Raw genomic sequence first — 19,852 nt, forward strand, 5'->3', positions numbered from 1 at the left:
TCAAGGGCCGGACACGTTAACCGGGGGCAGGCAGGTTTCGCTGCGGCATCTCTCCTCCTGCGCGGTGGGCTCCGCGGCTATTAAGGGCGTGGGTGGCGTTGGCGCCCAAGGTTTGATTTGATTGTGGCCATGGCTGCTCACTTTTCCTCCCGCGCCGTTCCGCGCCTGTGCGCCCTTGCGCTCCTGCTTGCCTTTACGTCCGCAGGGCTTGCCCGTGCGGATGCGATCCAGGTTCCCGCGCAGGACGCCTATCTCTTCGGCACGGCGCGGGTGATCGATGGCGATACGCTTGAGATCGCGGGCAACAGCATCCGGCTCGCCGACATTGATGCTCCTCCGCTCAGCTTCACCTGCGGCGCGGACGAGGCGGGTCGGCCGGTTCCCTGCGGGCAGCGCGCGGCGCTGTTTCTGCGGGAACTGGTGGGCCTCTCGCCTGTCGCCTGCATTCCCGAAGGGCGCGACAGCTATACGCGCGACGTGGCGCAGTGCCGCGTGAAGGAGCAGGATCTCGGCGCGGCCATGGTGCGCGCGGGTTGGGCGCTGGCGAGCTTCGGAACGCGCTATGTGGCCGAGGAGGCGCAAGCCAAGGCGGACAATGCCGGACTGTGGGGCTTTCCGGCGGGCCGTGCCTTCCTTCCCGCTGCGCCGCCTGCGCCATCTCCCGCGGCATCCGTGGGCACAAAACCCTGAGACATATGTCGCAGGACGTCGCGCCACTCTGTATTCGCCTCAAATTCAACCTCTTGTCTTGGCCAACTCACGCATGCTCTGCGCCGAATGCCCCCGTTGCCGCCGCCGATCCATCATCGGAATGCCGAAGCCGGATCTGTCCATAGAAGACCTCTCCGCCGCCGGCCCGTCCGCCGAAGGCCCCGAAACGGCGGACAGGCCCGCAGGCGCGCGCCTGCGGTGCGACCTGTGCGGAAGCCGCGCGGTGCGTGTGGTCAGCTTTGCCTCGCCCATCGAAGCCTTGCGCTTCACCACCGCCCGGCGCTGAAGCCACAAGCCATCCACGGGGCGAGAGCCCCGTTCTCTCAGGCGAAAGCGGCGTGCGTCGTCTGTGCGGCGGGGATAGCGATGCCGTGGCTGATCAGCGGGTAGTCGGCCAGAAGGCCGCCATCCACGCCCAGCGCATAAACGGCGAGACCTGCGGCATGGCCACGGTCGCTCTCCGCCATTTCCAGCGCCAGATCCAAATCGAAGCAAATGGTGTCCGGTTCGGTCAAAAGTGCCCCTGACGACGTCAGGAGGCAGGCCCGGACAAGGTAAGCATAAGCAGAGGAATGGATGGGCATGATAACGATCCCCGCCCCGCCGTGGCTGCGCTCCCCCCGGAACGACCCTCTGGCACACGACGAGCCCACAACCACCATACGCCCGAAGGGCAGGACCGGCTACACTCGATTCCTTTCCGATTGTTGCCGGTGAAACCGAAGGACTGCCTGCTCCATGGCCTCCGTGATCCTGTCCAACCTGGTGCTGCTCATCTGCGCGACCCTGGTGGTGGTGGGGACGGTATCGAGCCTCGTGGCGGCCCGCTTCGGCGCCCCCATCCTGCTGGTGTTCCTGATTGTGGGCATGCTGGCCGGCGAGGACGGCCTCGGCGGCATCCATTTCAGCGATTACTGGGCCACCTACATGGTGGGCTCGGCGGCGCTCGCCGTGATCCTGTTCGACGGCGGGTTGCGCATGCGGGTGTCCAGCATGCGCGGCGCGGTTGCGCCCGCATTGCTCCTGTCCACTGTCGGGGTCTTGGGCACGACCGGGCTGGTGGCGGCGGCGGCGGTGCCGCTGCTGGGGCTCAATTGGCTTCAGGGATTGCTGCTCGGCGCCATCGTCGCCTCCACGGATGCGGCGGCGGTGCTGTTCCTGGTGCGCGCCCAGGGACTGAAGCTCGGCCGCAAGCTGGATGCCGTGATCGAGATCGAGTCCGCCACCAACGATCCCGCGGCCGTCTTCCTCACCGTGCTGCTGGTGGAGCTGATCAGCTCCGGAACAGGGGATTTCGGCTGGGCGGTCATCACCGGCGTGCTGCGGGAAATGTCCGTGGGCGCGGTGATGGGCGTGGTGGGCGGCTTCGCGTTGGCCGCTTTCCTAAACCGGGTGGACCTTCCCGGCGGGCTCCAGCCCATCCTGGTGGTGGCCTGGGCGGTGCTGGTGTTCGCGCTCACGTCCCTGGCCCACGGCTCCGGCTTCCTGGCGGTTTATCTGGCGGGCCTCGTCCTCGGCAACAGGCCGGTGCGCGGCATCGCGGGCATCACCTCGTTCCATGATGCGGTGACGTGGCTGTGCCAGATCGTGATGTTCACCATGCTGGGGCTGCTGGTGACGCCCCATAGCCTGATGGTGATCCTGCCCGCCGGACTAGCCGTGGCGGGCTTCCTGTTCCTCGTGGCGCGCCCGGTGGTGGTGTTCGCCTGCCTTGCCCGGTTCGGCTTCTCGGTCCGGGAGAAGCTGTTCGTCTCCTGGGCGGGTCTCAGGGGCGCGGTGTCCATCTTCCTCGCCACCATTCCCATGCTGGCGCAGCTTCCCATGGCGCCGCTCTACTTCAACATCGCCTTCATCGTCGTCCTCGTGTCGCTGGTGCTGCACGGGCTCACGCTGGCTTTGTCGGCGCGGCGCCTGGGCGTGGCGCTGTCCGATCCGGCCCGCGAGCCGCAGCGCTTCGAGATCGACCTGCCGGGCCAGAGCGAGCACGAACTGGTGGGCTATCCCGTCGCTTCCGGTGCCCAGCCGATCCTGCCGGGGCTGCTCCCGTCCTGGGCGCAACCCGTTCTGGTGGTGCGGGAAGGGCATGTCCTGTCGGCGGCGGATGCGGGGCTCCTGATGCCGCGTGATTATGTCTATCTGCTCGCGCCCCCCAAGCGGGTGCAGCAGCTCGACCGCGTCTTCATGACCGAGTCGCAGATCTGGGCCGACGATTCCGCCTTTCCCTTTTCCGGCGACGTGCGGCTCGGCGACGTGGCGGACCTGTACGGCCTTCCCGTTCCCGAGGTGGACCGGCAGATGTCAATCGCGGACGCCTTCGCGGACCGGGCCGAAGAGCGGGTGGCGCCGGGCATGCGCATCATGCTTGGTCACGCCACCGTGGAGGTGCGCGCCGTGCATGGCGGGCGGGTCACGCAGGTGGCGCTGCGCTTCGAGGGGGTCGCGGAAGAGGAGCAGGGTGCGCGCGAGCGTCTGGTGCGTCGCGCCCGCCGCGCCGTCGCCCGCGCCGCCGCCCGCATTGTCGGGGGGTGAGGTCGCTCGCCATCGCTACGTTCGGAACGGCTTCATCTCTCAGGTTGGTTCAACCTGACGGGATCAGGCTCTATGATGCACGGGCGCGGACAGCGCGCGACGCTTTGGGAGGATCCAAGGGCATGGTGCGCTTCTTCATGCGCGGCAAAGGCGGGGACGGTAGCCGGGAGGCGGCCCGCGATGCGGCGCGCGAGGTGGCTGACAAGGTGCGCCGCCTGCTGGACCTCGATGAGGAGGCGACGGTCTCCGTCACCGAGATCGCCTGCGGGGATCCCGCCTGCGGCGGCGCGGAGACGGTCATCCTCGTCATGCGCGCCGGACGGCGGACCGAGGCGGCCAAGCTCCTGAAGCCGCTGTCCACCGTGACCGAGGAGGAACTGGCCGAAGCCCTGGTGCCGCTGCGTGCCGTGGGCTGACTTGGGCGTCCTGCCGCACGGCCGGGCTGCGCCCTTTTCCTTCCGCCCGTGAAGGATTACACATCCGCGCCCATGACAACGTCCGCGCCCATGACCAGCCAAGCCAACAGCCCCATCGTCCCGCGCCCCCTGAACGCGGTGTTCTCCGGCCTGCCGACCACCGTGTTCGAGGTCATGTCCGCGCTTGCGCGTGAGCATCAGGCCATCAATCTCGGCCAGGGCTTTCCGGACGATCCCGGCCCGCTGGACGTGCGCACCAAGGCTGCCGAGGCGGTGGTGGACGGCTGGAACCAGTATCCGCCCATGATGGGCCTGCCCGAGCTTCGGCAGGCGGCGGCGGACCATTACCGGCACTGGCAGGGGCTGGACCTGGACCCGGCCGCCGAGGTGATGGTGACATCCGGCGCCACGGAGGCGCTGGCGGGGGCCCTGTTCGCGCTTATCCAGCCCGGCGACGAGGTGGTGCTGTTCCAGCCGCTCTATGACGCCTATCTGCCGCTGGTGCTGCGGGCGGGCGGCGTGCCGCGCCTCGTGCGGCTGCAGCCGCCGCAGTGGCGCATCACCCGCGAGGCGCTGGCGGAGGTGTTCTCGCCGCGCACCAAGCTGGTCCTGTTCAACAATCCCCAGAACCCGACGGGCGTCGTCCATAGCCGGGAGGAGATGCAGCTCATCGCCGACCAGTGCCTCGCCTGCGACGCGCTGGCCGTGTGCGACGAGGTGTGGGAGCACATCATCTTCGACGGGCGAAGCCATCTGCCCATGATGAGCCTGCCCGGCATGCGCGAGCGCACGGTGAAGATCGGCTCGGCGGGCAAGATCTTCGGCATGACCGGCTGGAAGGTGGGCCTCGTCTGCGCCGCGCCGCCGCTCATGAAGGTGCTGAGCAAGGCGCACCAGTTCCTCACCTTTACCACGCCGCCCAATCTCCAGGTGGCGGTGGCCTATGGACTGGGGAAGGATGACGGCTATTTCGAGGGCATGCGGGCGGATCTCCAGCGCTCGCGTGACCGGCTGGCGCGGGGCCTGTCCGAACTCGGCTTCCCCGTGCTGCCGAGCGCGGGCACCTATTTCCTCTCGGTGGATCTCGCCGCGCTCGATCCCACGCTGGATGACGAAGCCTTCTGCCTCGACCTCGTGCGCACCCATGGCGTCGCGGCCATTCCGGTCTCGGCCTTCTACGCGCAGGATGCGGTGCGCTCGGTGGTGCGCTTCTGCTTCGCCAAGCGGGACGCCACTTTGGATGGGGCGCTGGAACGCCTCGCCGGAGCACTGCGCGGGCGGGTCTGACGGGCGGCGGAGGGGCTGCCGTCGAAAATCAAGTCGAGTATCAAACGGAACAAAATCGGCCATCGAACACGAACGTGATCGCCGACAGGCCGTGTGCTGTGTAAAGTCTTGAACGCGCGTTCGAGCTTTACCTTACGCATGCGCGGACGCGCGCTTCCTCGGATTTGGTTCATGGCGCTTCAGGCGCCTGAAACGCTCTCTGGCATGAATGGCATATGGCGCGCTCTCGGTCTTCTGGTCGCAAAATTCTTCTCATGGTCTTCGTTCTCGTCCTGGCGGGCGGGGGCGGGTGGCTGTGGACCAGTGGACTGCTCGGCAGCAAGGCCCCCGGCGCCAATGCCCAGACCACGGGCGCGCGCCAATCGGTGGCGGTGACCGTGGCCAATGCGGTGCGCGAATCCGCTCCCGTTCGTTTCGAGGCCATCGGCGCGGTCGAACCCCTGGTGACCGTCACCATCCGGGCCCGGGTGGCGAGCCGGGTGGAGCAGGTGAAGTTCGAGGACGGCGCCGAGGTGAAGGAGGGAGACGTGCTCTTCGTCCTCGATTCCCGCGAGATCGACGCGCAAATTCTCCAGGCCCAGGCGACCCTCACCAAGGACAAGTCGCAGCTGGAAAAGGCCATGCGCGACGTGGAGCGCTATAGCGGCCTCGCAGCGCGCAACGCCGTCTCGCAGGTTCAGGTGGACGATTCCAAGACCACCGCCGACATGCAGAAGGCCACGGTCCAGCAGGACGAGGCCAATCTCCAGGCGCTGCAGGTCCAGCGCTCCTATTACGAGATCAAGGCGCCGGTTTCCGGCCGGGCCGGCATCGCGCAGGCCCGTCCCGGCGCGGTGATCCGCGTGGACGACACGCTCGCCACCATCCGGCAGATCAAGCCCATCTACATCGCCTTCGGCGTGCCTGAGCGCTATCTCAGCGACGTGCGCACCAACATGGCGCAGGCCACGGTGCAGTTCCGCCTCCAGGGCAGTGGCACGGTGGTGTCCGGCGGCAAGGTGGCCGCGCTCGACAACACCATCGATATCCAGACCGGCACGCTCATGGTGCGCGCCATCTTCCCCAACGCCGACGAGCGCCTGTGGCCCGGCACCCTGGGCGACGTGACGGTGACGCTGCGCATGGAACCGAACGTGGTCACCGTGCCCGCCGAAGCGATCCAGAGCGGCCAGTCCGGCACCTTCGTGTTCACGGTGGACAACAACACCGCGCGGGTGAAGCCCGTGACCGTGGAGCGCACGGTGGACGGCAAGGCGGTGGTCTCGGTTGGCTTGTCGGGCGGCGAGGTGGTGGTCACGCAGGGTCAGCTGGCGCTGCGCAATGGCAGCCGCGTCGATATCAAGGCTGAAACGAAGGCGCCGAGCGCGGGGAGCTGACCGTCATGTTCTCCGATCTCTGCATTCGCCGACCGGTGATGACATGCCTGATGATGCTGTCGCTGGTGGTGGCGGGCCTGTTCGCCTATCGCCTGCTGCCGGTGGCGGCGCTGCCCCGGGTGGATTTCCCCACCATCAACATCAGCGCCACTCTGCCGGGCGCGAGCCCGGAGACCATGGCCTCGGCGGTGGCGACGGTCATCGAGCGCCAATTAGCGACTATTTCGGGCATTTCCTCGCTCACCTCGTCCAGTACCCAGGGCTCCACCTCCATCACGGTGCAGTTCGACCTCTCCCGCAATATCGATGACGCGGCGCTGGACGTTCAGTCGGCTCTTTCAGTGGCGCAACGGCAATTGCCGGATGAGATGACCACGCCGCCAAGCTTCCGTAAGGTCAATCCTGCGGACGCTCCGGTGATCCTGCTGGCGGTCTCCTCGGATACGCTGCCGCTGTCCTCCGTCAACGAATATGCCGATACCATCATCGGCCAGCAGATCTCCCAGCTTCCCGGCGTCGCGCAGGTGCAGATCTACGGCACGCAGAAATATGCGGTGCGCATCCGGGTGGACCCGGCCGCCGCGGGCGTGCGCAACATTTCCGCCAGCGACATCCAGGGCGCGGTGCAGGCGGCGGCTTCCAACACGCCCATCGGCCAGCTCTCCGGCCCGCGCCAGAACCTCACCATCGACATGGGCACCGCCAAGGCGAGCGCGGAGCCGTTCCGCCGCATCGTCGTCGCCTGGCGCAACGGCGCGCCGGTGCGGCTCGACGAGATCGCCCGCATCACCGATGGGGTGGAGAATGAGCGGGTCGCGAGCTGGTTCAACGACAACCGCGCCATCGTGCTCGCCGTGGTCCGCCAGCCGGAAGCCAATACGGTGGCCGTGGTGGACGAGGTGCGCGGCCATCTCGACCAGTATCGCGCCCAGCTTCCCCCCTCCATCAGCATCGAGGTTCTGAACGACCGCTCGCGCTCCATCCGCGACGCGGTGGCGGACGTGCAGAAGACGCTGCTGGAAGCGGTGGTGCTGGTGGTGCTGGTGATCTTCCTGTTCCTGCGCAATGTGCGGGCGACGATCATCCCATCGCTGGCCTTGCCCCTGTCCATCGTCGCCACCTTCGCGGCCATGTGGGTGCTGGATTTCTCCATCAACAACATGACGCTGCTGGCCCTTACGCTGTGCGTGGGCTTCGTGGTGGACGACGCCATCGTGGTGCTGGAGAACATCTATCGCCACATCGAGAACGGCGAACGTCCCTTCAAGGCCGCCATATTGGGCGCGCGGGAGATCAGCTTCACCATCATCTCCATGACGCTGTCCCTGGTGGCGGTGTTCATTCCGGTGCTGTTCATGGGCGGCGTCGTGGGACGGGTGTTCCGCGAGTTCGCCGTCACCATCTCGGTGGCCATCCTGGTCTCGGGCTTCGTGTCCCTGACGCTCACGCCCATGCTGTGCGCGCGGCTCCTGAAGCCCGTGGACCATTCCAAGCGGCCCAACGCCTTCTTCCGCGCCAGCGAGCGCGTGTTCGATGCGTGGCTCGCGGGCTACCGCGTCAGCCTCGACTTCGTCCTGCGCCACCGTCCCTACATGCTGGTGGTCACCTTCGCGACCATGGGGCTGGCCGCCTATCTCTATGTGATCGTGCCGAAGGGCTTCTTCCCCACCGAGGATACCGGCTTCATCACCGGCACCGTGGAAGGCGCCACCGATATTTCGTTCGACGCCATGGTGGAACGGCAGAAGGCGGTGGCGGACGCGGTGCGGGGCGATCCCAACGTCGCCTATCTGGTTTCCACCGCCGGGGCCACGGGCGTCAGCCGCACGGCCAATAGCGGGCGCATGTTCATCGCGCTCAAGCCCCAGTCCGAGGGGCGCCCCAGCGCGTTCAACATCATCCAGGACCTGCGCAAGCGGGTCGCGGTGGTTCCGGGTGTGAAGGTGTTCTTCCAGCCGGTGCAGAACATCAATATCGGCGGCGTCGCCTCCAAGAGTCAGTTCCAGTACACGCTGCAAAGCTCGGATTCCGAGGCCCTCTATCCCGCCGCCTCCGCCATGGAGGACCGTCTTGCCGCCTTGCCGCAATTGCGGGACGTGACCTCGGACCTGCAGATCACCAATCCGCAGCTCACCATCAATCTGGAGAAGGACAAGGCGGCGGCCCTGGGCATCACCGAGGAGCAGTTGCGCAATGCCCTCTACACCCAGTTCGGCACCCGCCAGATCGCCACCCTCTACACGCCCACCAACCAATATGCGGTGATCGTGGAGGCGCAGCCGCGCTTCCAGCAGGATGCCACCGACCTCGGCCGCGTCTATCTGCGCACCTCCAGCGGGGCCGTGGTGCCGCTGGAGACGGTGGCGGACATCACCCGCTCCGTGGGGCCGCTGCAGATCGCCCACCAGCAGCAGCAGCCGGCGGTGACCATCTCGTTCAACCTGGCGCCCGGCGTGTCGCTGGGGCAGGCGGTTGACGCCATCGGCGTGGCGGAGCGGGAGGCGGGCCTTCCGGCCTCGGTCAATACGGGCTTCCAGGGCACCGCGCAGGTGTTCCAGGATTCCCTCTCCAACCAGCCGCTCCTGATCCTGGCGGCGGTGGTGGTCATCTATATCGTGCTGGGCATTCTCTATGAGAGCTTCGTTCACCCGCTGACCATCCTGTCCGGCCTGCCGTCCGCGGGCATCGGCGCACTGCTGACGCTCATGGTCTTCGACATGGAGCTGTCGGTGATCGCCCTCATCGGCATCATCATGCTGGTGGGGATCGTGAAGAAGAACGCGATCATGATGATCGACTTCGCGCTGGAGCGAAGACGCGAGGGGGCGGATGCGCAGGATGCCATCCGCGAAGCCTGCCTGCTGCGGTTCCGCCCGATCATGATGACCACGCTCGCCGCCATCTTCGGCGTCCTGCCCATCGCGCTCGGCGGCGGGGCAGGGGCGGAGCTGCGCCAGCCTTTGGGCATCGCGGTGGTGGGCGGCCTGCTCGTGTCGCAGGTGCTGACCCTCTACATCACGCCCGTGGTCTATCTCTATCTGGACCGCTTTGACCGCATGGTCACCAAGGCCGTGAGCGGCGAATCCTCCGGCGCCGGCAGTGCTCCCCATCCCGCCGAATAGCGGGCGCCGGCGTTCATTTCATTTTGATGTCTGATCAGAGACGGGCGGGTGCGGGCAGCGCATCCGCCCGTTTCCTTTACGTCTGCGCATGGATCTGCCCCAGCGCCATGCGTTGATTTTCGCATTCCAGTGTATTAGGGGACGTTGAGCATCATTCTGATAAATATTGAGCTATTCCAAAGTAGCTCGAAAGCTTCGCCGCCGTAGTTTTGGACGCATTTTAATTTGGAGTCATTCAAATGACGAAGCATGAGCACAAGTCGGCTGCATGGTCGTCGCGGGGGAAGGCCCGGTCGGTCTTCATGGTGGAAGAGCAGTTGGACAGCCGGGACCTGTTTTCCTCGTCGAAGGTGATCACCATCGCCCATGGGGGGCAGGTCTATCAGTTGCGCCTGACGTCGCAGGATAAGCTCATCCTCACCAAATAGGCCGGTCGCCGCTCCGGGGGAGGGCAGCGGTTACGGTGTCGTGCGGCCGAGACAGAACGCGCCATCATTCCGCCCACCTCGCTGGGCACTTGGGCGCGATCGGGAACAGGCCGCGCGTTTCGGTCCAGGGCATCTTTTCGCACCGGACGTTTCTGCTATGGTCCCGCGCCCTGAACCGACCGGACCCGAATTTACGAATGGCCCTCTCCGAGCCCGCCGGTAGCGCACGCACGGCCTCCCGATCGTCGCTGCTGGACTTCGCCGCGCGCGGCCTGGATTTCGCCAGCGCCACGCATCGCCGCGCGAGCCTCCTGCTTGTGCTGGTGGCGCTCTTCGCCTTTCTGCCCGGTTTCGGCTCCATCTCCCCCATCGACCGTGACGAGGCCCGCTTCTCCCAGGCCACCAAGCAGATGCTGGAGAGCGGGAATTTCGTCGATATCCGGTACAAGGAGACCGCGCGGCACAAGAAGCCGGTGGGCATCTACTGGCTCCAGGCGGCAAGCGTCGCCACGGCCGAGGCCCTGGTCGGACCCTCCGCCCGCACAACCATCGCCTTCTACCGCATCCCCTCGCTCCTGGCGGCCATCGGCGCGGTGCTGCTCACCTATTGGACCGCGCTCGGCTTCGTGACACGGCGGGGCGCCTTCCTCGCCGGGTTGATGATGGCGAGTTGCGTGCTGCTGGGCGTGGAGGCGCGCCTCGCCAAGACCGACGCCGTCCTGCTCTTCACGACACTCGCCTCCATGGGCGCCCTGGCGCGGGCCTATCTGCGCCCCGCGCCCGCCAAGGCGGATCTCGGCCTTGCCGCCCTCTTCTGGACCGCCATGGCGGCGGGCATTCTCGTGAAGGGTCCGCTTGCGCCCATGTTCGTGGGCCTGCCCATCCTGGTGCTTGCCATCGCGGATCGCTCTGCGCGCTTCATGCGCCCTCTCATGCCGCTTCCGGGCCTGCTCTGGTGCCTGCTGCTCTGCCTGCCCTGGTTCATCGCCATCTATTTTGTCACCGGCGGCGCCTTTTACGAACATGCCGTGGGCGTGGACATGCTGGGCAAGGTGGCGGAGGGCGCGGAGGGCCATTGGGGGCCGCCGGGAACCTATCTGCTCGCCGTATGGGGCACGTTCTGGCCGTCCGTGGTTCTGGTGGCCATGGCAGTGCCGTTCGCCTGGAAGAACCGGCGCGAAAGGCCGGTCCGGCTGCTTCTGGCCCTTATTGTGCCGTGCTGGCTGGTGTTCGAGATCGCGGCCACCAAGCTGCCGCACTATGTGCTGCCGCTCTACCCGGCCCTCGCCATCCTCACCGCGCTGGCGGTGGAGCGGGGCGCGGTGGATGCGGTGGGCAAGCGCCTGGGCGACCTTCGGGGCCTTTGGGGCATCCTCGGTTCCATCCTCGTTGTGGTGCTGGGCGGCGCCTTCATCTGGCTGAAGGGCGACTGGGCCTATGGCGTGGCCGCCGTGCCCTTCCTGGCCCTGTCCATCTATGTGCTGTTCCGGGCATCCTTCGGCTTCCGCCCGGCGGGCGCGGCCGCGGCCTTCACCACCGCCGCCTGCGGCGCGCTGCTGCTCTATGTGGGAGTCTACCAGTTCCTTCTCCCGCACATGCGGGCGGTCTGGATTTCCGAGCGCCTGGCGGAAGTGGCCCGCGAGAGCGGGTGCCCGGCCTCGTCCATCGCCACCGTTCCCTATCAGGAGCCGAGCCTTGCCTTCCTGGTGGGCACGGACCTGCGCTTCACGGACCCCGTCCAGGCGGCGGACCTGTTGAAGCAGGGCGGGTGCACCATGGCCTTCGTGGGCTCCAACATGGTGCCCCTGTTCGAGCAGCGCGCGCGGGAGATCGGCCTGCGCTATAAGGCGGCGTCGAGCATATCGGGCTTTACCTATAATGGTGGACGCAACGTGGTGATCACCGTCTTCCGGCCCCTGGAGGGTAATCCGTGACCAGCAGGGCCGCTGCTCTGGGTGCCGGGCTGGCTGCGGCCGTGAGCGGGCTTGTGGCCGCGTGGCGCTATCTGTGGCGCCGCCCGGTGCGCTTTCCGCGCCCGCGTATCGGCACGGCGGGCCTCGTGGAACTCGTCGCCCTTGCCATCCTGGTGGCGAGCCTCGTCGCGGCCTCCATGATCCTCATCGATCCGCTGGTGCCGGGCCTGCGCGGCAACCTGCCGCTGGAAGTGGTCCGCTTCTTCGAGCGCATCACCGAACTGGGTCTGGGCGGCGTTGTGCTTTGGCCCATCGGCCTGTGCCTGCTCGTCCTGTTCGGCCTGATGCCGCGCCTCGACGCCATGGGGCGGCGCATCGCGGCGGCGGCGGCGGCGCGGGTAGGTTTCCTGTTCATCTCCATCGCCGGGTCGGGGCTGGTGGTGCTGGTGCTGAAATATATCCTCGGCCGGGCGCGCCCCCATGTGGCGCTGCATCTGGCGGGGGCGAATCCCCAGCTCACCTTCGACTGGCTGGCCCTGAAGTCGAGCTTCGCCAGCTTCCCCTCCGGTCATAGTGCCGTGGTGTTCTCCACCGCGGTGGCGTTCTCGGCCCTGTTTCCGCGCGCCCGTGTGCCTCTGGTGCTGCTCGCGGTGCTGGTGGGATCGTCCCGCGTGGTGCTCGGTTCCCACTATCCCAGCGACGTTCTGGCGGGCGCGGCGGTGGCGACGGTATTCGTTCTGCTCATGGTCAAGGCGTTCGCTGCGCGCCGCATCGTCTTCTCTGTTGCGTCCGACGGCGCTATTTCACCCATGCTCGGGCCGTCCCCGCGGCGGCTCGCGCGGCTTCTCGCGCCGGCCGCGGCGCGGCCCGCCCTCGAAGAGGCCAGATCTTGACCCTATCCGTTTCCGGCGCGCCCGCTCCCGCGCGCCTGTCCGTGATCATCGCGGTCCGCGATGAGGTGGACAATATTCTTCCCCTCGTGTCCGAGCTGGACGCGGCGCTGCTGCCGCTCGGCTACGAGCTGATCTTCGTGGATGACGGCTCCACCGACGGCACGGGCGCGCGCCTCGTGGAGGCCGCCCAGGGCCGCCCCCATATGCGCGTGCTGACCCATGAGCGGTCCTGCGGCAAGTCGGCGGGCGTCGCCTCCGGCGCCTGGTTCGCGCAGGGCGACATGCTGCTGCTGCTGGACGGCGACGGACAGAACAACCCGGCCTACCTGCCGGAAATGGTGCGCCTGCTGGACAAAGCCGGCCCCGGCGCCGGCATGGTGCAGGGCGAGCGGCAGGGCCGGCAGGACACGCTGTTCAAGAAGGTGCAGTCGCGCTCCGCCAATTATGTGCGCCGGGCCTTGCTGCGGGACGGCACCAAGGATACGGGCTGCGGGCTGAAGGTGGTGCGCCGGGATATCTATCTGCGCCTGCCCCATTTCGAGGCCCTGCACCGCTTCACCCCCGCCCTCGTGGCGCGGGAGGGGTATGAGGTGCTCACCTATCCCGTGGTGGACCGGGCGCGCTGGCACGGCGTGTCCAAATACGGCTTCTGGAACCGCCTCTGGGTGGGGATCGGCGACATGCTGGGCGTGTGGTGGCTCCTGCGCCGGCGCAACGTGCAAAAGGTCGTGAAGGTTTATCCGGATGCTCATTGATCTCGCGAACACTGTCGGCGACTACCTGCACGACGTCTTCGTCACCCAGATCGACGGCTGGGTGATCCTGGGCTTCGTGGCCCAGTTCATGTTCACCATGCGCTTCGTGGTGCAGTGGCTCGCCAGCGAGCGGGCAGGGCGCAGCGTCATCCCGTTCGCCTTCTGGACCTTCTCGCTGGGCGGCGGCACGCTGCTGCTGGTCTATGCCGTCTATCGCCGCGACCCCGTCTTCATCGCGGGACAGGCGCTGTCCACCTTCATCTATATCCGCAACCTGCAATTCGCCCTGCGCGAGCGGCGCCAGAACAGGGCGGCGGCGGGCTGAACGCCCGCCTGTTCAGGTTGAAGCCGCCTCGTCCATGCGGACGAAAGCCTGGGCGAGGTCGGCGATGAGATCGGCGGGTGCTTCCAGGCCCACATGGAGGCGGATGGCCGGTCCCTCCGTCTGCCAGCGTGTCGCGGTGCGATAGGCCGAGCAGTCGAACGGGATGATGAGGCTCTCGAAGCCGCCCCAAGAATAGCCCATTCCGAACAAGGCCAGCGAATCGAAGAAGATGGCGAGCGCCCGCTCCGGCACCGGCTTCAGGATGGCCGAGAACAGGCCGGACGCGCCGGTGAAGTCGCGCGTCCACAGATCGTGGCCCGCATCGCCCGCCATGGCGGGATGGATGAGGCGCGCCACCTGCGGCTGGGCCTGGAGCCAGTGGGCCACTTCAAGCCCCGACTGCCAGTGCCGCTCCAGCCGCACCGCCATGGTGCGCAGACCGCGCGCGCCGAGCGCGGCGTCATCCGGGCTCACGCAGATGCCCATGTCGCCATGGGTGCCGATGACCTGTTTCCAGGCCCGGCCCTTCGCCGCGATGGTGCCGATATTCAGGTCCGCATGGCCGGAGAGATATTTCGTGCCGGCCATGATGGAGACGTCCACCCCGTGCTCCAGCGGGCGGAAATAGAGCGGCGTCGCCCAGGTATTGTCGATCAGCGTGGTGATGCCCCGGTCCCGCGCCACGGCGACGATGGCGGGCACGTCCTGCACCTCCAGGCTCTGGGAGCCGGGCGATTCCATGAAGATGGCCCGCGTTTCGGGGCGAACCAGCTCCGCGATGCCGCCGCCCACCAGCGGATCATAATAGGTGACTTCCACCCCGTAGCGGGTGAGCAGGCCATCGCAGACGCGGCGGGTGGGATTGTAGGCGCTGTCCGTCATGAGCAGGTGGTCGCCCGCCTTCAGCACCGAGAGCAGCGCCACGGAGACGGCGGACAGGCCAGAGGGGGTGAGCACGGTGCCGTCCGCGCCCTCAAGGGCCGAGATGGCCGTCTCCAGCCCCTCGCTGGTGGGATTGCCCCGCCGCCCATAGCTGTAGCGCCCGCGATGGTTCACGAGATCGTCATAGGTGGGGGAGAGCACGGTCGAGCCGCGCACCACCGGAGGATTGACGAAGCCGTCGAAACGGAACGGGTCCCGGCCCAGGCGCACCACCTCTGTTTCGGGCGCATATGCGGTTCCAGGGGCGGGCGCTTTCATCACGAACTCCCAAATGGACAAAGATAGGATGTTGAACGCGCGGACGAACTATTGACCGTCCGCCCGCAACCGAATGAGATACATGCATACGACGTCCCGGACGACGACGTCGACCCGCGGCGCGGGCGGAGATCGTCAGGGCTGGCTTGGGAGCGCAAAAAGCTATGTCACGGACATTCAAACACTTCCTGCTTGCCGCCGGCATGCTCGCCATGGGCGCCAGCGCCGCAGGCGCGGCGACGCTGGACGACGTGAAGGCCAGGAGCGCCCTCAATTGCGGCGTGTCCCAGGGGCTTCCCGGATTCTCCAATCCCGACGACAAGGGCAATTGGGCCGGCCTCGACGTGGATTTCTGTCGCGCCATCGCGGCGGCGATCTTCAACGATCCCACCAAGGTGAAGTTCTCGCCGCTCTCGGCGAAGGATCGCTTCACAGCCCTCCAGTCGGGCGCCATCGACGTTCTGTCGCGCAACACCACCTGGACCATGTCGCGCGACACGACGCTGGGCTTCAACTTCGCGGGCGTCATGTATTATGACGGCCAGGGCTTCATGGTCCGCAAGTCGCTGAACCTGAAGTCGGTCTCGGACCTGAACGGCGCCTCCATCTGCGTGCAGACGGGCACCACCAACGAGCTGAATGTCGGCGACTACTTCCGCACCAACAATCTGAAGTACGAGCTGATCGCGTTCGCGACCATCGACGAGACCATCAAGGCCTATGATTCCGGCCGCTGCGATGCCTTCACGGCCGACCAGTCCCAGCTCTATGCGGTGCGCCTCAAGCTCACCAATGCGGCTGACCACGTGGTGCTGCAGCAGGTGATCTCCAAGGAGCCCCTCGGCCCGCTGGTGCGCCAGGGCGACGACCAGTGGTTCGACCTGGTGAAGTGGACCTACTTCGCCATGCTCGACGCCGAGGAGCTGGGCGTGAACTCCAAGAACGTGGACCAGATGGGCTCCACCGCCAATCCGGAGATCAAGCGCCTGCTGGGCACGGACGGCAAGTTCGGCGAGGCCATCGGCATCTCAAACGACTGGGTCGCCCGCATCGTCAAGCACGTTGGCAATTACGGCGAGGTGTTCGACCGCAATCTCGGCCCCGCCACGCCGCTGGCCATCAATCGCGGCCAGAACAATCTGTGGAACAATGGCGGCCTGCAATACGGCATGCCGGTTCGCTGACGCTCTCCCGCCCGGCATCTGATTGATGCCGGGCGGCCTCTCGTGCGAGACATGAGAATTTTATAATAAGACTTTGATATAAAAGACTTTTGGGGAGACAAGGTCGCGTCTCAACCCGTCGTCGGCCTGGGGCGGTTGGCGGCACCGGAAGAATGATAAGGGCCAAAGCGCCCAGATTTCGAGGGGCTAATGACTGACGCACGCTTGCCGGATTCCGCTCCGGCGCGCCGATGGTCGTGGACCGACCCGGCGCTGCGATCCGCCGTGATCCAGGTCTCCCTGGCCATATTGCTCATCTGGATGGCGTGGTCGTTCTTCGCCAACGCCCAGGCCAACCTCGCCCGACAAGGCATCGCCTCGGGCTTCGGCTTCCTCGACAATTCCGCCGGCTTCGGCATCACCCAGACGCTCATTCCCTATTCGGAATCCATGAGCTACGGCCGCGCCTTCCTGGTGGGCCTGCTCAATACGCTCCTGGTGGCCGTGCTGGGCATCATCCTCGCCACCGTCATCGGCTTCCTGGTGGGCGTCGCGCGCCTGTCGGAGAATGTGGTCATCCGCGCTTTGGCCTCCGCTTATGTGGAGGTGACGCGCAACCTGCCGCCGCTGTTCCAGATCCTGTTCTGGTATCTGGCGGTGCTCGCCACCATGCCCAATCCGCGCCAGGGCTGGGCCTTCGGCCTCCAGCCCCTGCTTCAGTCGCTCGCCAACGGGGCGGCATCCATCGGCCTCTCCCCTCTGGCCGACGGGCTGCGCAGCCTTGCGGGTGACGTGTCCGGTCCGGGGGTCTTCCTGTCCAATCGCGGGCTCGTGGTGCCCCGGCCGGTCTTCGAGGCGGATTTCAATATCATCTTCGGCGTATTGGTCGTCGGCATCATCGCCGCCTGGATCGTGAAGCGCTGGGCGCATGTGCGTCGCGAGAAGACCGGCCAGCCTTTTCCCACCTTCTGGGTGGGACTGGCCCTGGTTCTCGGTCCCGCCATCATCGCGGGCTTCGTGCTGGGCTGGCCCATGACCTTCGAGAAGCCGGAACTGCGCGGCTTCAACTTCGCGGGCGGGGTGCGCATCATCCCTGAATTCGTGGCCCTGCTGGTGGCGCTGTCGGTCTACACGGCGGGCTTCATCGCGGAGATCGTGCGCGCGGGCATCCTGGCGGTGTCCAAGGGGCAGACGGAAGCTGCGAAATCGCTGGGCATGCGCTCCGGTCCGACCATGCGGCTGATCATCATTCCGCAGGCCATGCGGGTCATCGTGCCCCCGCTCACCAGCCAGTATCTGAACCTCACCAAGAATTCGACGCTCGGCGTGGCGGTGGGCTATCCGGACCTGTTCGCGGTGTTCGCCGGCACCACCCTGAACCAGACCGGGCAGGCCATTGAAATCATCGCCATGACCATGGCGGTCTATCTCACCATCTCCATCCTCACGTCGATGCTGATGGGTTGGTACAACAAGCGCGTCGCGCTTGTGGAACGGTGAGGAGGCGCGCCATGGAAACCCGCACCGTCGCCTTTGTGGCCCCTCCGGAGCTTCGCCCGCAGGAACCCGCACCCGCCAACACCCGCGGCGCCATCGGCTGGGCCCGCGCGCATCTGTTCGGCTCGGTCGGACAGGTTCTGCTGACCCTGCTCGGCATCTTCGTCGTCTATGCCGTCGTGCCGCCGCTGCTGAAGTTCTTCGTCTTCGAGGCGGTCTGGACCGGCACGGGTCGTGACGACTGCCTGCCCGAGAAGATCGGCCGCCCCGTGGGCGCCTGCTGGCCCTTCATCTGGGCCAAGTGGAACCAGATCCTTTACGGCTTCTACCCGGCGGCGGAGCGCTGGCGGGTGAACACGGTCTATCTCATGGGCGCGCTGCTGCTGGCGCCGCTCCTGTTCCCCAAGCTGCCCTTCAAGCGGCTCAATGCGCTCGCCTTCTTCGGTATCTATCCGGTCATCGCCTTCGTGCTGCTGACCGGCGGCGACCTGGACATGCGCACCTTCCTGCTCGGCTGGACCGGCCTGGATTTCGGGCTGGCGAGCTTCGCCGGACTGCGGGTCGGATTCTGGCTGCAATTCATCCTCGTGGCGCTCATCGCGGCGGGGATCGGCATGCTGGTCTGCCCCTTCTTCGGGGGCGAGCGCGGCAGCGTCGCGAAGTCCATCCTCAAGGTCTTCGCGGTGCTCGGCGTGATCCTGCTGGTGGTGGATCTCGATTTCGGCCTGGAGCCGGTGGAGACCCGCCAATGGGGCGGCCTGCTCGTGACGTTGGTGATCGCGGTCACCGGCATCACGGTGTCGCTGCCGTTCGGCATCCTGCTGGCGCTGGGCCGACGCTCCGACTATCCGCTGGTGAAATACGCCTCGATCATCTTCATCGAGTTCTGGCGCGGCGTGCCGCTCATCACGGTGCTGTTCTTCGCCACCTACATGCTGCCGCTGTTCCTGCCCGGCCGCTTCACCATTGACGGCCTTCTGCGGGCCCTGGTGGGCGTCGCGCTGTTCGCCTCCGCCTACATGGCGGAAGTGGTGCGCGGCGGCCTGCAGGCGATCCCCAAGGGGCAATATGAAGGCGCCATGGCGCTCGGCCTGCGGTCGGGCTTCATGATGCGCCTCGTGGTGCTGCCGCAGGCGCTGAAGCTTGTCATTCCGGGCATCGTCAACAACTTCATCGGCCTGTTCAAGGACACGACGCTGGTGCTGATCGTGTCCATCTTCGACCTGCTGGGCATCCTGCGGGCGTCCTTCACGGACCCCGCCTGGGCGACGCCGACCACGCTCTTCACGGGCTTCGGCTTCGCGGGGATCGTCTATTTCGTCTTCTGCTACGGCATGTCCCGCTATTCCATGGCGCTCGAGAAGCGCCTTGACCGCAGCCACCGCCACTGAGGAGAGCGCCATGAGTGCCCAGCAACAAGCCGCCTCCAATTCCACCGCCCAAGGCGCGGCGGAATATGCCGTCGAGCTGATCGGCGTGAACAAGTGGTATGGCGATTTTCACGTCCTTCGGGACATCAACCTGTCGGTGGGGCGCGGCGAGCGCATCGTGGTCTGCGGACCCTCCGGCTCCGGCAAGTCCACCATGATCCGCTGCATCAACCGGCTGGAAGAGCACCAGAAGGGTCGGATCGTCGTGGATGGCATCGAACTCACCAACGACCTCAAGCGCATCGACGAGGTGCGCCGCGAGGTGGGCATGGTGTTCCAGCACTTCAACCTGTTCCCCCACCTCACCATCCTGGAAAACTGCACCCTCGCGCCCATGTGGGTGCGCAAGATGCCCAAGAAGGAGGCCGAGGATCTGGCCATGCATTTCCTGGCCAAGGTGAAGATCCCGGAGCAGGCGGCCAAATATCCCGGCCAGCTCTCCGGCGGCCAGCAACAGCGCGTGGCCATCGCCCGGGCGCTGTGCATGCGCCCGCGCATCATGCTGTTCGACGAGCCCACCTCGGCCCTCGACCCGGAAATGGTGAAGGAGGTGCTCGACACCATGGTGTCGCTCGCCAATGAGGGCATGACCATGCTGTGCGTGACCCACGAAATGGGCTTTGCGCGGCAGGTGGCGGACCGGGTGATCTTCATGGATGCCGGGCAGATCATCGAGATGAACGAGCCGAGCACCTTCTTCTCGAACCCGCAGCACGAGCGCACCCGGCTGTTCCTGTCCCAGATCCTGCACTGAGCGAAAGCCCGCGCGCGGGCTTTAGTCAACGCACTTTCGTCAACGGGGCATTC

The 19,852-nt window shown here is 66.5% G+C and carries 18 protein-coding genes; 16 read left to right on the plus strand and 2 right to left on the minus strand.

The features are described 5' to 3' along the window. Positions 1 to 129 precede the first annotated feature (129 nt). Positions 130 to 690, plus strand: coding sequence for a thermonuclease family protein (locus EJJ38_RS06695; RefSeq protein ID WP_127089324.1), 561 nt, complete (start codon positions 130 to 132; stop codon positions 688 to 690). 121 nt (positions 691 to 811) lie between these two features. Continuing rightward, positions 812 to 997: a hypothetical protein gene (locus EJJ38_RS06700; protein ID WP_245454141.1), complete on the plus strand. Its 186-nt coding sequence runs from the start codon at positions 812 to 814 to the stop codon at positions 995 to 997. A gap of 37 nt (positions 998 to 1,034) precedes the next feature. Here EJJ38_RS06700 and EJJ38_RS06705 read toward each other — a convergent pair whose 3' ends face one another. Beyond that, a complete protein-coding gene (locus tag EJJ38_RS06705; RefSeq protein ID WP_127089326.1) occupies positions 1,035 to 1,295 on the minus strand; it encodes a hypothetical protein in 261 nt (86 codons plus the stop codon). Between the two features lie 154 nt (positions 1,296 to 1,449). Between EJJ38_RS06705 and EJJ38_RS06710 the strand changes: the two genes are divergently transcribed. The 10 genes from EJJ38_RS06710 to EJJ38_RS06755 all read left to right on the plus strand — a co-directional run bounded on the left by EJJ38_RS06710 (position 1,450) and on the right by EJJ38_RS06755 (position 13,755). After that, positions 1,450 to 3,240 (plus strand): potassium/proton antiporter, encoded by a 1,791-nt coding sequence (locus EJJ38_RS06710; RefSeq protein WP_127089327.1) that lies wholly within the window; start codon positions 1,450 to 1,452, stop codon positions 3,238 to 3,240. A gap of 122 nt (positions 3,241 to 3,362) precedes the next feature. Beyond that, positions 3,363 to 3,656: a hypothetical protein gene (locus EJJ38_RS06715; RefSeq protein WP_127089328.1), complete on the plus strand. Its 294-nt coding sequence runs from the start codon at positions 3,363 to 3,365 to the stop codon at positions 3,654 to 3,656. A 90-nt stretch (positions 3,657 to 3,746) separates the two neighbouring features. Next, positions 3,747 to 4,943 carry an aminotransferase gene (locus EJJ38_RS06720; protein WP_420836879.1) on the plus strand — a complete coding sequence of 399 codons (1,197 nt, stop codon included), beginning with the start codon at positions 3,747 to 3,749 and terminating at the stop codon, positions 4,941 to 4,943. 254 nt (positions 4,944 to 5,197) lie between these two features. After that, positions 5,198 to 6,319 (plus strand): efflux RND transporter periplasmic adaptor subunit, encoded by a 1,122-nt coding sequence (locus tag EJJ38_RS06725; RefSeq protein ID WP_164738441.1) that lies wholly within the window; start codon positions 5,198 to 5,200, stop codon positions 6,317 to 6,319. 5 nt (positions 6,320 to 6,324) lie between these two features. Continuing rightward, entirely contained in the window at positions 6,325 to 9,441 is a 3,117-nt protein-coding gene (locus EJJ38_RS06730) for an efflux RND transporter permease subunit (RefSeq protein WP_127089330.1), read from the plus strand. Positions 9,442 to 9,680: 239 nt separating this feature from the next. Then, positions 9,681 to 9,869, plus strand: a complete 189-nt coding sequence (hemP, locus tag EJJ38_RS06735; RefSeq protein ID WP_245454142.1) for a hemin uptake protein HemP — start codon at positions 9,681 to 9,683, stop codon at positions 9,867 to 9,869. Between the two features lie 197 nt (positions 9,870 to 10,066). Continuing rightward, a complete protein-coding gene (locus EJJ38_RS06740; protein WP_127089331.1) occupies positions 10,067 to 11,803 on the plus strand; it encodes an ArnT family glycosyltransferase in 1,737 nt (578 codons plus the stop codon). Continuing rightward, positions 11,800 to 12,675, plus strand: coding sequence for a phosphatase PAP2 family protein (locus tag EJJ38_RS06745; RefSeq protein ID WP_127089332.1), 876 nt, complete (start codon positions 11,800 to 11,802; stop codon positions 12,673 to 12,675). The genes EJJ38_RS06740 and EJJ38_RS06745 overlap by 4 nt, the downstream gene beginning before the upstream one ends. After that, positions 12,672 to 13,430 carry a glycosyltransferase gene (locus tag EJJ38_RS06750; RefSeq protein WP_127089333.1) on the plus strand — a complete coding sequence of 253 codons (759 nt, stop codon included), beginning with the start codon at positions 12,672 to 12,674 and terminating at the stop codon, positions 13,428 to 13,430. The genes EJJ38_RS06745 and EJJ38_RS06750 overlap by 4 nt, the downstream gene beginning before the upstream one ends. After that, positions 13,420 to 13,755, plus strand: a complete 336-nt coding sequence (locus EJJ38_RS06755; RefSeq protein WP_127089334.1) for a lipid-A-disaccharide synthase N-terminal domain-containing protein — start codon at positions 13,420 to 13,422, stop codon at positions 13,753 to 13,755. The genes EJJ38_RS06750 and EJJ38_RS06755 overlap by 11 nt, the downstream gene beginning before the upstream one ends. Before the next feature lie 12 nt (positions 13,756 to 13,767). On the opposite strand, the gene metC is transcribed toward EJJ38_RS06755, so the two are convergent. Next, a complete protein-coding gene (gene metC / locus EJJ38_RS06760; RefSeq protein ID WP_127089335.1) occupies positions 13,768 to 14,955 on the minus strand; it encodes a cystathionine beta-lyase in 1,188 nt (395 codons plus the stop codon). A gap of 164 nt (positions 14,956 to 15,119) precedes the next feature. Here metC and EJJ38_RS06765 point away from each other — a divergent pair, with 164 nt between their 5' ends. From EJJ38_RS06765 to EJJ38_RS06780, 4 genes are all read left to right on the plus strand, one after another. Next, a complete protein-coding gene (locus EJJ38_RS06765; protein ID WP_127089336.1) occupies positions 15,120 to 16,139 on the plus strand; it encodes an amino acid ABC transporter substrate-binding protein in 1,020 nt (339 codons plus the stop codon). Positions 16,140 to 16,328: 189 nt separating this feature from the next. Beyond that, positions 16,329 to 17,618: an amino acid ABC transporter permease gene (locus EJJ38_RS06770; RefSeq protein ID WP_127089337.1), complete on the plus strand. Its 1,290-nt coding sequence runs from the start codon at positions 16,329 to 16,331 to the stop codon at positions 17,616 to 17,618. Between the two features lie 11 nt (positions 17,619 to 17,629). Further along, positions 17,630 to 19,006 (plus strand): amino acid ABC transporter permease, encoded by a 1,377-nt coding sequence (locus EJJ38_RS06775; RefSeq protein WP_127089338.1) that lies wholly within the window; start codon positions 17,630 to 17,632, stop codon positions 19,004 to 19,006. A 10-nt stretch (positions 19,007 to 19,016) separates the two neighbouring features. Further along, positions 19,017 to 19,799 carry an amino acid ABC transporter ATP-binding protein gene (locus EJJ38_RS06780; protein ID WP_127089339.1) on the plus strand — a complete coding sequence of 261 codons (783 nt, stop codon included), beginning with the start codon at positions 19,017 to 19,019 and terminating at the stop codon, positions 19,797 to 19,799. Positions 19,800 to 19,852: the final 53 nt, after the last annotated feature.

The sequence above is a fragment of the Aquabacter cavernae genome (assembly GCF_003993795.1).
In the GTDB taxonomy this organism is placed as follows: domain Bacteria; phylum Pseudomonadota; class Alphaproteobacteria; order Rhizobiales; family Xanthobacteraceae; genus Aquabacter; species Aquabacter cavernae.